The following is a 14,167-nucleotide window of genomic DNA, read 5'->3' as shown; positions in this document are numbered from 1 at the left end:
ACGACGACGTGGTGGTGGAGTCGGGCGATCACCTGATCCTGTTCGTGATCGACAAGCGCCGCATCCGCGACGTCGAGCGGCTGTTCCAGGTCGGGCTGACGTTCTTCTGATCGGCTCGGATAGAGGCGCCGACCTGGGTCGGCGCCCGGCAAGGCCTTACAGCGTCATGAACGGCATGGGCTCTTGATCGGTGAACTGATAGACATCCCAGTCGCCGCGCTTGGGCCCCGGCATGCCCGGTGTGCCGATGGGCATGCCGGCGAGGCCGATGCCGCCGATCTTCGGCCGCTCCTGGAACAGCCGCTCCACGGCTTCGAAGGGCACGTGCCCTTCGATGGCGTAGCCACCGATCAGGGTGGTGTGGCAGGAGCCCAGGCCGTAGGGCAAGCCTGCGTCCTGCTTGATCTTGCCCATGTCCATGTCATCGACGATATGCACCGTCACACCCAGCTCCTCGAGCTGACGCGCGTATTCGTCGCAGCAGCCGCACTGGGGGTTCTTGTAAAGCGTGGCCTCGTCGGGCAGCGCAGCGTGAGCGCCACTGGCGGCACCCAGCAGCAGGCCGGTGGAAAGCAGCAGATTCAAGGTGCGACGATTCATGAGCTTACTCCAGTCGTGGACTTGGTAGAGCTGAACAGGTATTTGAGCAGAGCGGCAATGCCCAGGCCCAACAGAGCAAGGACGGCTAGCGGCATCAGCCAGCCGAGCCAGCTCATATGGCCCATCAGGGCGAGGCAGTCGGTCATCATGGTAATAACTCCTGTCGAAAGGTTGGTGTCCTCCAGCCGCGTCAGTCGTCCCGATGAGGATGGCCGTGGCGATGCATCAGCAAATGCATGCCCAGGCATAGCATCATGGGAAGCAGCAGCCAGGCACCGCCGGCCGTCTCGCCGCGCCACATGACCAGCAGGAAGGCGCTCCCCATCAGGATCAGGCAGAGGGGCATCATCCAGGCGTGCAGCCCCCTCGAACGAGAACCTTGCGGCTGGGCCGCCGAGTCAGTGGTCTCTTGGCTGTGGTCACCCTGCGGCCGGGGATTGGAGCGAATGCGGTTCATGACACGTCTCCTTCAGGTTGGGTGCGAGCGTAGCGACGCTTGAGCAGCAGTGAGTTGCCGATGACCGACAGCGAGCTGGCCGTCATGGCGATGACGCCGATCATGGGGTGGAGCAGGCCGGCGGCTGCCATGGGAATGGCGGCCACGTTGTAGCCGCTGGCCCAGATCAGGTTCTGAACGATCTTGCCGAAGGTGGCGCGGGAGAGATGCATGGCTTCCACCACGCCGGTGAGTTCGCCGCGTACCAGGGTCACGTCGGCGGCCTCGATGGCCACGTCGGCGCCGGCGCCGATGGCGATGCCGACATTGGCCTGCTTGAGGGCCGCAGCGTCATTGATGCCGTCGCCCACCATGGCCACGTGGTTGCCGTACCTTTCCTGAAGCTTGCGAATGGCGTCGACCTTGCCTTCCGGCAGTACGCCCGCTTGGACCTCGTCGATTCCGACTTCGTCGGCCACGGCGCGTGCAGCGCGCTCGTTGTCGCCGGTGATCATCACCACGTGCAGGCCGAGCGCGTGCATGCCGCGAATGGCCTCCATCGATTCCGTCTTGAGGGTATCGGCCACGGCGACGATGCCGCACGCCTGGCCATTGGCGGCGACGATCACCACGGTGCGTCCCTTGCCCTCGAGTGCCTGCATGTCGTCATCCAGCGCATCGAGGCCGGTCACGCCTTCCTCTTCCAGCAGACGGCGGTTACCGATCAGCACGGTCTCGCCATCGACCTTGCCGGAGACGCCGCGCGCGCCGGTGGAGCGGAACTCGCTGACCTCGCCGGGCGAGGTGCCGCGTTCCCGGGCGCCGTCGACGATGGCCCGGGCGATGGGGTGCTCCGAGGCGTTCTCGACGCTCGCCGCCAGGGTCAGCAGACGTTTCTCGTCGACGCCGACGGCAGGGAGGGCATCGGTCAGCTTCGGTTCGCCGCGGGTGATGGTGCCGGTCTTGTCGAGCACCATCACCTTGACGTCCTTGAAGGTCTGGATCGCCTCGCCGGAACGGATCAGGATGCCGCGCTCGGCGCCGATGCCGGAGCCGACCATCAGTGCCGTCGGCGTGGCCAGGCCCAGCGCGCAGGGGCAGGCGATGACCAGCACGGCGATGGCGGCGATGAGTGCCAGCACCGGTGTACTGGCTTCCGGGTTCACCCAGGGCAGGAAGTTCGCGCCCCAGTCGAGGATCGGGCGCAAGACGTCGGGAAGCAGCAGCCAGGCGACCAGACTGGCCAGCGAGATCAGCAGCACCGCCGGCACGAAGCGGCCGGTCATGCGGTCGGCGAACTCCTGGATCGGCACCCGCGAGCCCTGGGCCTGGTCGATCAGGCGTACTACCTGGGAGAGGAAGGTATCGCCGCCGACCCGGGTGGCCTTGACGCGCAGCCGCCCCTCCTTGTTGATGGTGGCGCCGATGACGCTGTCGCCGGGGCCCTTGTAGACCGGTATCGATTCCCCGGTGGCGATGGACTCGTCGAGATGACTCTCGCCATCGACCACCTCGCCGTCGGTGGGGATCTTGTCGCCCGGGCGCACGATCATGATGTCGCCCGGCTCGAGTTCCTTCACCGGCACTTCCACCTCTTCTCCGTTGCGCTCCACCCGAGCTGTCTTGGCGCCGAGGGTCAACAGCCGGCGAATGGCCTGTGAGGCGCGCCCCTTGGCCAGTGCCTCGAGATAGCGACCCAGCAGGTGGAAGGTCATGATGGTGGCGGCCATCTCGATGAACGAGGTCATCGGGTAGACGAAACCGATCAGACCGATCAGGTAGGGAGGCAGGCTGCCCATGGAGATCAGCACGTCCATGTTGAAGGTGCCGTTCTTCAGCGAGCGCCAGCTCGATCGGTGGGTGGCCGCACCGCCATGAAGGAACACCACCGGGAAGGCGAGCAGGGCGACGATGGCCAGGTAGCCGGGAATCGGCTGCCAGAACATGTGCGGCATCATCAGGATCATGATCAGCGTGGTGGGCACGCCAGCAATCCACAGCCGCTTGCGAGCCTGGCTGAGGTATTCCTGTTCGATGGCCGCGTCGGCCTCGCCGTCCTCCTCAGCCTGCATACTTACCGCCGCGACGTCGTAACCGGCACCTTCGACGGCCTTCTTCAGGATGTCGCCGTCGGGTCCATCCGGGGCAACGCTGACACTGACCCGATGGCTGGCGATATTGGTCTGTATCTCATCCACACCATCCTGGCGCTGGAGCGTCTGGCGCACGATACCGGCGCAGTGGTCGCTGCCCATGCCGGGTACCGTCAGGGTTATCTTTCTCGAAGCTGCAGTCATTCACATGCTCCTGGCTGTGAATTCTCCTTGGGCGTCCCGTGAAGGCCGCCCGGCTCGAAAACGCGTTCAGCCCGTTCAATGGTGAGCTTCGTGATCCTCGGGAGCGACGGTCGTATCCGGCATCGCCTGCTGTAGCTGTTGACGCTGCTCCTCGGTCATCAGGTCGTGCATGGCGTTACGTAGGCGCACCATCTCGGCCATCATCTCTCCATGGAGTTCCGCCATCTGCGCATGCAGGGCCTGGACCTCCTCGGGATCGGGGCGCTCGGCGTGCATTGCGGCCATCAGGTCGTCGCGCAGGTTCATGATTTGCCCCATGCGCTCGAATTGGGTGGGGCGATGCTCGTGGATCAGCTCGCGTAGTTCGCTGCGCTGCTCCTGGTCGAGCATGGGCAACAGGCTCTTGGCTTCACCGCTCATCATGGGGCAGGGCATCATGCCGGGGCCCATGCCGCCGCCCATCATGCCGCCGCCCATCATGCCGCCGCCCATCATGCCGCCGCCCATCATGCCGCCGCCCATGCCGCCGCCCATCATGCCGGAGGCCTCGTCCATCCTTTCCTGGGTCAATGCATTACCGGCGACACCCACCAGCAAGGCGAAGCCCAAGACGCAAGCGAGTTTGGTTTTCATGATCGATTCCTGTGGGGCGCATGGCCCCTTTTCGTTATGGCCAGTGATATGGCCAAGGGTGATGAACCGCTACCCGTATTTGCGAAATGCCACCTACTCGCAGCAGGCCTGACAAACCAGGCGGCCAAGCTGGAGCAGAAATGCGAGTGGGTGCGTCAGTGACGCAGTCGCTGGGTCAGCAGGTAAATCGGAGGAGATACGAGGAGCGGTTCACGGTTGGGTTGACCGATGGTGGTTTCGACTCGAGGAGGTATCGGCACCTGAGCGAGATAGAGGATCGTATGGCTATCGGCATCCTGCCGATCCACACGCAGCAACGCCTCGTGCGTAAGCTCCCAGCCATGGCCATGTTCGCAGTGAGGGGCAGGAAGCTGCAGACTTGCAGCGGCGTAATTTTCGGCGGTGTCATGGTTGGCGAAAGGTGACGTTGCGTGCGCCAGGACGGGAAAGGCTGATGCCAATGACAATATCAGTGCCAGGAGGGCAGCAAGCCAGCCTCTACGCCACCCGGAAAGGGCGAACGAACGATGTGAGACCAAGACTGCCTGTTGATGCATGGCATGCCGCTCCGACGTGATAGCCAAGTTCAGCATAGTCGATCCCGTGGTGCCGGCATTTGACCTGTATCAACCAAAGCTTCTCTTCTCAAGCTTAGCGTTTGTATAAGATGTTGTTTTTAATGCTTTTAAATGAAGGCGGTAGAAGGCGCTTGCGGCTTTTCATCGGTCATGGAAGACTAGTCCCGACTCTGACATGGCTTGGATTGTTCGACCTCCGATGCATTCTCGCTCCCTTTCCTGGTTGCTCTGTCTACTGTTCGGTATCGCGCTGGCGTTGCCGCAGGCTGCCATGAGCGCCTGGAGCGACGCTGGCGACGGCTGCCTGATGGAAGCCTACTCTACGTCGACGTTCGAGCAGGCCGCGCTCTTCGATTCGAACAGCCAAGCTCAACCTGCCGAGAAAGCAGCCTGTACCGCTCCTTGCCCAGCCTGCTTCGGTTCGTCATTGGCGCTGCTCTCCGTAGCCCCGCCCTCGCTGGAGCCTCGCTGGGGTATCGATGAGGCGCCTTCCCATGCGCCCCGCGATCGCCCGGAACGCCCTCCTCGCGCCTGAATGTTGCGCTCACGATGTCACCACTCGTTCAAGCGAGTGGTATCGGCCATTCATGTCTTGAGGACTCGCTATGCACCGCCGAGTTTTTTCACCCTGTTCCGGTCTGATCGGTGACAGTTCATTCAAACGTCTAGCTTTCGCCCTGCTGGTTTCGGTGGCACTTGCTGGCTGTAGCAGTGAGCCCGCAGGCCTATCCCTGGACGAACTGCGGCAGAAGACGCACATTCACGGGTTGGCCTTCGATCGGGCCGATAGCGATAGGCTGCTGGTGGCTACCCATCATGGGTTGTACCTCGTCGGCAGCGATCGGCGTGCACGTCAGGTCTCCAGCGAGAGCCATGATTTCATGGGCTTCTCCCCGCATCCCGAGGAAGCCAACCTGCTCTTTGCCAGTGGCCATCCCGCACGGGGCGGGAACCTGGGTGTCATGGTCTCCTCGGATGGCGGACAGCAGTGGGAGCAACGTTCCCATGGCGCCGATGGGCCGGTGGATTTCCATCAATTGACCATCAGCGAAGCGAACCCGAAGGTGCTGTATGGTGCCTATGCCGGCAAGCTTCAGGTCAGTCGAGATGGCGGCCATGAATGGCAGGTGCAAGCCGATGCGCCCCCCGGCCTGATTGCCCTGGCAGCTTCCAGCCGCGACCCGGCACATCTCTATGCCGCGACACAGGGCGGACTGCTCATGAGCCCTGATGGTGGCCTGCGCTGGCGCTCCGCACACCCGCAGCGCGACCCGGTAAGCGTGGTGGTGAGCAGCGGGGGAGAGCTTTATGCCTTCATGCTTGGGGTCGGGCTGCTGCGTGCTGAAGAAGCCACACGAGAGTGGACGCTGGTAAGCGAGAACTGGGGCGAGAATTACCTGATACATCTCGCGGTGGACCCCAGCGATCCAGGTCGGTTAGTGGCGGCAGACGACCAAGGCCATCTGTGGCTGAGTGAAAATGCCGGCCAGCACTGGTCGGCTCTGTGAGATCCGCTGTCGCCATGCGCTTACCGCTGCCAAATTAAGGAAAGATTCATGATCGAGTATCCACAGATCGACCCGGTGGCCATCTCCATCGGGCCACTTCAAGTGCACTGGTACGGCTTGATGTACGTGGTGGGTTTCGTCAGTGCCTGGTGGCTGGGGCGCCGCCGAGCGTATCGCCTCGGGCTGAGCCACGATGATATTGGTGACCTGCTGTTCTATGCCGCTATCGGCGTAGTTGCGGGAGGGCGCCTAGGGTACGTGCTGTTCTACGGCATGGAGCGGTTCCTGGCCAACCCGCTGTGGCTGTTCAGCATTTGGGAAGGGGGTATGAGCTTCCACGGCGGCCTGCTCGGGGTACTGCTGGCGGCGTTGCTGTTCGCTCGCAAGAAGAAGCTTGCCTTCTTCCAGCTGACGGATTTCATCGCCCCCATGGTGCCGATCGGCCTGGGGGCCGGGCGTATTGGCAACTTCATCAACCACGAACTGCCGGGGCGCGTCAGCGACCTGCCATGGGCCATGCCGTTTCCACACATGGGGCCGGAGCCACGCCATCCTTCGGCACTCTACGAGTTCGCTCTCGAGGGCGTGGTGCTGTTCGTCGTGCTGTGGTGGATCTCGAGCCGACCACGGCGCCGCGGCCTGGTCTCGGGACTGTTCCTGGTGCTCTATGGCATCTTCCGCTTCGTGGTGGAGTTCGTGCGTCTGCCCGACGAACACATCGGTTTCATCGCCTTCGGCTGGGTGACCATGGGCATGCTGCTGACGCTGCCGATGATCGGCGCTGGGGCGGCACTCATCCTGTGGTCACGGCGTCAACCCAGGGATGAACCCGCACCGACAGCTTCTTCCGTGCAAGGGACAGGCTGATGGTGGGGTGGCTCTCCCGCAGACCAGCCGGACGCCGCCGCTCCTGGGGCAAGCTCGCCATCTTCGTGGCACTGGCGCATGCCCTGGGGCTGGTAACGTCGGTGGAAGCGCTGATGTCGAGCCGCACCTCGCAAGGGGCGATTGCCTGGATCGTTTCGCTCAACTCCGTGCCGTATGTGGCGGTGCCGACCTACTGGATATTCGGGCGTAACAAGTTTGAGGGCTATGTGCTCTCGCGACGCGACGAGGATACCGAGCTGACCCGGGCCTTGGCAGAGAAACTCGACGAGCTGCGTGCGCATCGGGTGGAGTGGTCCAACGATGACCGAAAGTTGGCTGGTGTGGAGCAGCTTGCCAAGCTGCCCTATCTGGGAGGGAATGAGGCCACGCTGCTGGTAGATGGCGAGGCGACCTTCGACAGCCTGTTCGCGGGCATCGATACCGCCGAGCGCTACCTGCTGGTGCAGTTCTATATCGTGCGCGACGATGATCTCGGCGAAGAGTTCCAGCAGCGACTCATCGCGAAGGCCAACGAGGGCGTCGATGTCTACTTCCTGTACGACGAGATCGGCAGCTACAAGCTGCCGAATGCCTATCTACAGGACCTGCGCGACGCCGGAGTGAACGTACACCGGTTTCATTCCACGCGTGGGCCGGGCAACCGTTTCCAGCTCAACTTCCGCAATCACCGCAAGATCATGGTGGTCGATGGCACGAAGGCCTGGATCGGTGGCTTCAACGTAGGTGACGAGTACCTGGAGGGGCACGAGAGTCTCGGCCCCTGGCGCGACACCCATCTCAAGCTGGCAGGCCCGGCAGCGCTGGCACTGCAATTGGTCTTCATTGAGGACTGGCACTGGGCCACCGAGGAGGTCCCGGAACTGCCTTGGGAGCCGGCAGAGCCGACATCGAACGGGGCGCCGGCACTGGTACTACCCTCAGGGCCAGCCGATCGCTTCGAGACCGCCAGCTTGATGATTCAGCAGGCGATCCATGCCGCGCGCGAGCGAGTCTGGATCTCCAGCCCCTACTTCGTTCCCGACGAAGGTGTGCAGTCGATGCTCAAGCTGGCGGCGCTGAACGGCGTGGATGTAAGGATCCTGATTCCCGAGCGACCGGACAACCTGCTCGCCTTTCATGCGGCCTATGCCTTCCTTGGTCCACTGCTCGACGCCGGGGTCGAGATTCATCGATACCAGGAGGGGTTTCTGCACGGCAAGGCGTTTCTGGTCGATGACGTGGGGGCCGCAGTGGGTACCGTGAATCTCGACAATCGCTCCTTCCGCCTCAACTTCGAGGTGACGGCGCTGGTGATGGATCGGGACTTCGCCCGCGATGTCGAGGCGATGTTCGAACGGGATTTCGCCAGGTCGCGCCGAATGACTCCCGAGGAGATCAGCGACAGATCGCTGTGGCACCGGGCCGCTGCTCGAGGTGCCTACCTGTTTGCCCCGGTGCTGTGATGGGGGCCGAAGGCTGTGGCTGTCGAATACCCGGAATGATCGTTAGTATGGGGCCATTCATTCATTAGGCCCCTAAAGATGGATATGACTAGAGGCAATCACTATGAAGCATCACGGCACGGTACGTGAAGACTGGCCGTTGCGGCGCCTGACATGGCTACCGCTGTTCATCGGCATGCTGGCCATCGTCCTGTCGGCGGGTGCGGCCTGGGCCGAAGAAGAGACGTCAGCCGAGGAGAGCGAGGCGGAGGCTGCCAATGAGTGGCCGAAGGGGCACTACCCGCTGCCCGAGCAGGGCGACGTCATCGGTGAGGATTACATCGTCAAGGCGAGAGACGAGGAGACGCTGCTCGACATCGCCCGCGAACACAACGTGGGCTATGAGGAGATCCGCCGGGCCAACCCCGATGTCAGCGTCTGGCTGCCAGGCGAGGGTACCGAAGTGGTCATTCCCGGCCGCTTCATCCTGCCGCCGGTGGAGCGCGAGGGGCTCGTGATCAACGTGGCCGAACTCAGGCTGTACTACTACCCACCGACAGGTGAAGGCGAGACGCCGCGGGTGGAGACCTACCCGATCGGCATCGGGCGGGAGGGCTTCGATACGCCGCTGGGCAAGACCAAGACCACCATGCGGCTCAAGGACCCGGCTTGGTATCCGCCGCGTTCGGTGCGCGAGGAGGCCGCTGCGCGTGGTGAGACGGCGCCCGCCGTGGTACCGCCCGGGCCGGACAACCCGCTGGGGCGGCATGCCATCCTGCTCGACATTCCCGGCTATCTCATCCACGGCACCAACCTGCCCGACGGCATCGGCATGCGCGCCAGCCGTGGCTGCATCCGCATGTACCCGGAAGATATCGAGTCGATCTTCGAGCGCGTGCCGGTCGGCATGCAGGTGCACCTCATCAATCAGCCGATCAAGGCCGGCTGGGATGGCGATACGCCCTACGTGCAGGTTTACCAGGCGCTGGAGGAACAAGAAGCTGGCATGGCCGCGCTGATGGAAACCCTGGCGATGCTCGAGCGCAATGGCGATGCTCCTGCCACGCCGCTGAACTACGAGCTTCTGCGCGAGCTGCTCGAGAACCCCAGCGGTGAAGTCATTGCACTGACGCCGGCCCCGGCGCCCGAACCGAAACCCGAGGAGGAGGCCAAAGAAGAAGAGAGCCTGCTCTGGGAGGAGTTATCGGTCTAGCCACGATTCTCCCTGTTTCAGCTTGCATTCAGGGAGATGCCTTATTCTCGTGTTTCCCTTAGGCGAATCGAGACACAACCATGAACAAGTCGATTTTGGCAGCCCTGTTCACCCTCTGGTCTGTTAGCTCCCTGGCAGCCCCCGGACACCAGGCCGATGGTACGCAACAGCCTGACGAGGCGAAGGTAGATCGTGTCATCCAGATCGAAGCGGGCGAGATGATGTTCGGTCCCGAGGCATTGGCTGTCGCCCCCGGAGAAACGGTAAAGTTCGAGATACACAACAGTGGCGTGCTGGAGCATGAGTTCGTCATTGGTGACCGCGCGGCGCAAGAAGAGCATCGCCGCATGATGCGGGAGATGGGGGGGCACGGTGGCCATGGCGGTCACGGCGGTCACGGCGGTCATGACATGGCCGAGGGCGAGCATGGCGGTGACATGCCCGCCGTGACCATTGCCCCCGGTGCGACCGCCACGCTCGTTTGGACGGTGCCCGAGGGGATAAGCCAGCTGGAATATGCCTGTAACTTACCCGGCCACTACGAAGCTGGAATGGCGGGGAAAATCGACTTTCAAGGGTGAACACGATGAAGCTGTTACTTCTCGAGGACGACGACCTGCTGGCAGAGAGCTTGTCGGAAACCCTGGAAGACAACGGCTACAGTGTCGACTCGGCTGCGACGGTTCACGCAGCCGAGTCCTTGATGTCGACCGAGGATTATGCCCTGGCGATTCTCGACCTGGGGTTGCCGGACGGTTCAGGGCTCGACCTGATCGCGCGCTGGCGTGGTCAGGAACGTCGCCTGCCCATACTGGCTCTCACCGCGCGGGATACCTGGGAAGACAAGGTCGCTGGCCTGCGCCGAGGGGCCGACGATTACCTGACCAAGCCGTTCCACGAAGCAGAACTATTGGCACGGTTGCATGCGCTCTTGAGGCGGCAGACAGGCCATTTGAACGCCATGCTTAGCGTCAATGGCATACAGCTCGACGAGGAGAGACGACAGGTCAGCACTGACGGGTGTCGTTGGCAGCCGCTGACGGCGACGGAATTTCGGCTGCTGCGCTACCTGATGCATCATCCCGACCGCGTCCTGTCCAAGGCGCAGCTGCTCGATCAGCTCTACTCTCTGGAACAGGACGCTCCTGCCCCGAACCTGGTGGAGGTGTATATCGCCAAGCTACGACGCCGGCTGGGCAAGAACGCCATTCAGACTCGGCGCGGCCAGGGCTATCTCCTTGCATCGCGTTGAGCGTCGCAGTCTGCGCTTTCGCCTGCTGGCCTGGCTTGGGGGGGTGGCGCTCATCGTGGTAGGCGTGACCTGGTTACTGCATGGCATCCTGTTACACGATCTGGCACGAAGCTTTCTTGGTGAGCGATTGCGTCAGGAGGCAGAGCATACGCTGCTTCAGTTTCGCCAGGGTCATCTCTCGACGCAGTTATGGCAGGCGGAGAGCCCTGCCTTGCAGGTCTTCCACCACCTCTACGTGCTGGAACTGGACGGCGAGATCACCACGTCGCATCCACGCTGGCTCGAAACGTTGGCGCCTTACCTGGAGGGCGAGGGTGAAGCGCTGGACGTCGTTTCCTCTGGCGAACGTCATCTGCTGGTGTATCGCACGCGCTTCGAATTCGACGGTCGCTCGGGCGTGCTGCTCATCGGCGAGGATTTTGGCCAGGTGGAGGATGGGCTGGAAGCGCTCCACTGGTGGGTAGGTGGCATTGCCGGCCTGCTACTGATCCTGCTCATCGGTCTCAACATGATGGCGGTCAACCGTGCGCTGCGCCCACTCTCTCGGCTACGCAGGCAGCTCGATGAACTGCGCTCGGGCACACGCGAACGGCTGCATCTCGACACGCCTTCCGAACTCGATGGCCTGGTGGCGCAGCTCAATCGTCTCATGGATGAACACGCGCGACGGCTCCAGCGTTCGCGTGAATCCCTGGCCAACCTGTCCCATGCGCTCAAGACGCCGCTGACGGCGGTCATTCAGGTGTTGCGCGGCTCACGCCCCATCGACCCGGAGCGTAGGGAGAAGATGCAGCGCCGCCTGGAGGACATGCATGCTCAGTTGGACACCGAGCTGAAACGTTCTCGCATTGCCGGTCCCAATGCAGGGCAACGTGCCAACATCCGGCATGAAGCCGAGCAACTCATCGAGATGTTCTCGAACCTCTATCCCGGCAGGAATTTCCGGCTCGATATCGAAGCCTCGGTACCCGTCAGTGTCAGCGTCGAGCGACAGGATTTTGCCGAGATGCTGGGTATCCTGCTGGATAATGCCGGCAAGTGGGCTACTTATGAAATCCGTTGCCGAGTGCGGCGAGACGCCTCTTTGGCGATCCTGGTCGAGGATGACGGTTCCGGTGTTGCGTCAGGCGATTTGGGTCGCCTGGGGCGGCGCGGCACTCGACTCGACGAAGGCAAGCCTGGCCACGGGCTGGGCTTGTCCATCCTGCGTCAGATCGTCGAACGCTATGCTGGCCAGGTGCGTTTCGAGCCTTCTCCCGAGGGAGGGCTACGAGTCGAGGTCGTGCTGCCGCTGAATGAGGTGAGCTGACCATTCAGCGTGCTTTCAGCAATCCACCGCATCATGGTGCCTGGAGTTCCCCTGACAGGAGCCATGCATGACGACCAAGAACACCACCGGTATCTCCCTTTCCCGTCGACAACTGCTCAAGAGCGGGGCCGCCTTCGGTTTTGGAGCGGCGGCCCTGGGGCTGGCTCCGGCCTGGGCCGACCCTTGGGGGCAAAGTAATGCCTACCCGCAAGGGGCGGTGGAAGGCAACGATATCGCCCTGGCCATTCGCCGGGAAACGCTGGCGATCAATGGCCGCAATACGCGCCCTATCACGATCAACGGAACGAGCCCTGGGCCACTGATTCGACTGCAGGAAGGGCAGGATGCCACCTTGCGGGTCACCAACCTGATGGACGAGCCGACCTCCATCCACTGGCACGGCTTGATTCTACCGCCCGAGGTCGATGGTGCGCCGGGTATCAGCTTCGCCGGCATCGCTCCCGGGGAAACCTTCACTTACCGCTTCCCCGTGGTGCAGAACGGTACCTACTGGTATCACAGCCACTCCGGCCTGCAGGAGCAGTTGGGCCACGCGGGACCGATCATCATCGACGCCGCCGAGCGCGAGCCGTTCCGCTTCGACCGCGAGCATGTGGTGTTGCTGACCGACTGGACCTACGAAGATCCGGCCACGGTCTTTCGCAATCTGAAGACCGCAGAGGGCTATTACAACCTCCAGGAACGCACCATCACGGACTTCCTGGCTGACATGCGCGAGAACGGCTTCCGGGAAACGGCCCGCACGCGTGCGATGTGGGCACGCATGCGCATGAGTTCGCGCGACATCGCCGACGTCACCGGCAGCACCTACACCTACCTGGTGAACGGCCAGGCGCCGGAGCAAAACTGGACGGCGCTGTTCAAGCCGGGAGAACGGCTGCGCCTTAGATTCATCAATGGCTCGGCGATGACCTACTTCGACGTGCGCATTCCGGGACTGAAGATGACGGTGGTTGCGGCCGACGGCCAGCCCGTACAGCCCGTGCCGGTCGATGAATTCCGTATCGCCGTTGCCGAGACCTACGATGTCATCGTCACTCCCGAGGCGGATACGGCATATACGGTATTCGCCGAATCCATGGATCGCAGTGGCTTCGCCCGCGCGACCCTGGCACCGCGCCTGGGAATGGAAGCTGCGGTTCCCGAGCGGCGCAGGATCGCCGACCGGGGCATGGAGGCGATGGGCGCGCATGGCGGCATGGACCATTCCGGTATGGCGGGCATGAACCACTCCAACATGGCGGGCATGGACCACTCCAATATGGCGGGCATGGATCATTCCAACATGGCGGGCATGGACCACTCCAACATGGCGGGCATGGACCACTCCAACATGGCGGGCATGGATCATTCCAACATGGCGGGCATGGACCATTCCAACATGGCGGGCATGGACCACTCCAACATGGCGGGCATGGACCACTCCAACATGGCGGGCATGGACCACTCCAACATGGCGGGCATGGACCATTCCGGCATGCAGCACGACACGTCGCCTGGCGCCTCGGTAGGTGGCCTGTTGCCGGCGGGAACCGCCCAGCCCGGCTCGCAGTATGACCAGGCGGGAATCGGCATCGATCCTGACGAGCGGCGCATCCTGGTCTATCGCGACCTCAAGGCGTTTCGCCCCTGGCCGGACCGCCGCGAACCGGAACGGGAGATGGAGATACACCTGACCGGCAACATGGAACGCTACATGTGGTCGTTCGACGGCAAGAAGTTCAGCGAGGTCACCGGCCCCATCCACTTCCGCAAGGACGAGCGCCTGCGCCTGATCCTGATCAACGACACCATGATGGAGCACCCCATTCATCTGCATGGCATGTGGATGGAATTGGAGAACGGGGCGGGGGAACTCATTCCACGCAAGCACACCATCAATGTCAAGCCGGGTGAGCGGGTCTCTGCACTGATTACTGCCGATGCCGAGGGTAGCTGGGCGTTCCATTGCCACCTGCTCTATCACATGGACGCCGGCATGTTCCGTGTCGTCAGGGTTTCGTAAGGAGTT

15 protein-coding genes are annotated in these 14,167 nt (G+C 62.8%); 9 read left to right on the top strand and 6 right to left on the bottom strand.

Annotation, left to right across the window (positions count from 1 at the left end; translation table 11 throughout):
- Positions 1 to 156: 156 nt before the first annotated feature.
- From ACUY1T_RS11790 to ACUY1T_RS11765, 6 genes are all read right to left on the bottom strand, one after another.
- Positions 157 to 600 carry a DUF411 domain-containing protein gene (locus ACUY1T_RS11790; protein ID WP_446022982.1) on the bottom strand — a complete coding sequence of 148 codons (444 nt, stop codon included), beginning with the start codon at positions 598 to 600 and terminating at the stop codon, positions 157 to 159.
- On the bottom strand, positions 597 to 749 hold the full coding sequence (locus ACUY1T_RS11785) for a hypothetical protein (RefSeq protein ID WP_446022980.1): 153 nt from the start codon (positions 747 to 749) through the stop codon (positions 597 to 599). The genes ACUY1T_RS11790 and ACUY1T_RS11785 overlap by 4 nt, the downstream gene beginning before the upstream one ends.
- A 41-nt stretch (positions 750 to 790) precedes the next feature.
- Entirely contained in the window at positions 791 to 1,057 is a 267-nt protein-coding gene (locus tag ACUY1T_RS11780) for a hypothetical protein (RefSeq protein ID WP_446022978.1), read from the bottom strand.
- On the bottom strand, positions 1,054 to 3,333 hold the full coding sequence (locus ACUY1T_RS11775) for a heavy metal translocating P-type ATPase (protein ID WP_446022976.1): 2,280 nt from the start codon (positions 3,331 to 3,333) through the stop codon (positions 1,054 to 1,056). Before ACUY1T_RS11775 ends, ACUY1T_RS11780 begins: the two co-directional genes overlap by 4 nt.
- Before the next feature lie 75 nt (positions 3,334 to 3,408).
- On the bottom strand, positions 3,409 to 3,966 hold the full coding sequence (locus ACUY1T_RS11770; RefSeq protein ID WP_446022974.1) for a Spy/CpxP family protein refolding chaperone: 558 nt from the start codon (positions 3,964 to 3,966) through the stop codon (positions 3,409 to 3,411).
- A 155-nt stretch (positions 3,967 to 4,121) separates the two neighbouring features.
- On the bottom strand, positions 4,122 to 4,559 hold the full coding sequence (locus tag ACUY1T_RS11765; RefSeq protein WP_446022973.1) for a hypothetical protein: 438 nt from the start codon (positions 4,557 to 4,559) through the stop codon (positions 4,122 to 4,124).
- A gap of 184 nt (positions 4,560 to 4,743) precedes the next feature.
- Between ACUY1T_RS11765 and ACUY1T_RS11760 the strand changes: the two genes are divergently transcribed.
- From ACUY1T_RS11760 to ACUY1T_RS11720, 9 genes are all read left to right on the top strand, one after another.
- A complete protein-coding gene (locus ACUY1T_RS11760) occupies positions 4,744 to 5,079 on the top strand; it encodes a hypothetical protein (RefSeq protein WP_446022971.1) in 336 nt (111 codons plus the stop codon).
- A 70-nt stretch (positions 5,080 to 5,149) separates the two neighbouring features.
- Positions 5,150 to 6,052: a WD40/YVTN/BNR-like repeat-containing protein gene (locus ACUY1T_RS11755; RefSeq protein WP_446022969.1), complete on the top strand. Its 903-nt coding sequence runs from the start codon at positions 5,150 to 5,152 to the stop codon at positions 6,050 to 6,052.
- 48 nt (positions 6,053 to 6,100) lie between these two features.
- On the top strand, positions 6,101 to 6,919 hold the full coding sequence (gene lgt / locus ACUY1T_RS11750) for a prolipoprotein diacylglyceryl transferase (RefSeq protein WP_446022967.1): 819 nt from the start codon (positions 6,101 to 6,103) through the stop codon (positions 6,917 to 6,919).
- Complete coding sequence (cls, locus tag ACUY1T_RS11745; RefSeq protein ID WP_446022965.1) at positions 6,919 to 8,382, top strand: cardiolipin synthase; 1,464 nt, start codon at positions 6,919 to 6,921, stop codon at positions 8,380 to 8,382. The genes lgt and cls overlap by 1 nt, the downstream gene beginning before the upstream one ends.
- A gap of 103 nt (positions 8,383 to 8,485) precedes the next feature.
- Positions 8,486 to 9,574 (top strand): L,D-transpeptidase family protein, encoded by a 1,089-nt coding sequence (locus tag ACUY1T_RS11740; protein ID WP_446022963.1) that lies wholly within the window; start codon positions 8,486 to 8,488, stop codon positions 9,572 to 9,574.
- An 80-nt stretch (positions 9,575 to 9,654) separates the two neighbouring features.
- Positions 9,655 to 10,155, top strand: coding sequence for a cupredoxin domain-containing protein (locus ACUY1T_RS11735; protein WP_446022961.1), 501 nt, complete (start codon positions 9,655 to 9,657; stop codon positions 10,153 to 10,155).
- A 5-nt stretch (positions 10,156 to 10,160) separates the two neighbouring features.
- The gene (locus ACUY1T_RS11730; protein ID WP_446022959.1) at positions 10,161 to 10,826 is read left to right on the top strand and encodes a response regulator transcription factor; all 666 of its coding nucleotides are present in this window, start codon (positions 10,161 to 10,163) and stop codon (positions 10,824 to 10,826) included.
- Positions 10,813 to 12,135, top strand: coding sequence for an ATP-binding protein (locus ACUY1T_RS11725; RefSeq protein ID WP_446022957.1), 1,323 nt, complete (start codon positions 10,813 to 10,815; stop codon positions 12,133 to 12,135). Before ACUY1T_RS11730 ends, ACUY1T_RS11725 begins: the two co-directional genes overlap by 14 nt.
- A 67-nt stretch (positions 12,136 to 12,202) precedes the next feature.
- Entirely contained in the window at positions 12,203 to 14,161 is a 1,959-nt protein-coding gene (locus ACUY1T_RS11720) for a copper resistance system multicopper oxidase (protein WP_446022955.1), read from the top strand.
- The last annotated feature ends 6 nt before the right edge of the window (positions 14,162 to 14,167 follow it).

This window comes from Billgrantia sp. Q4P2 (assembly GCF_052806135.1).
Note: the sequence above shows the minus strand (reverse complement) of the source record. Positions and strands in the feature narration are given on the sequence as shown.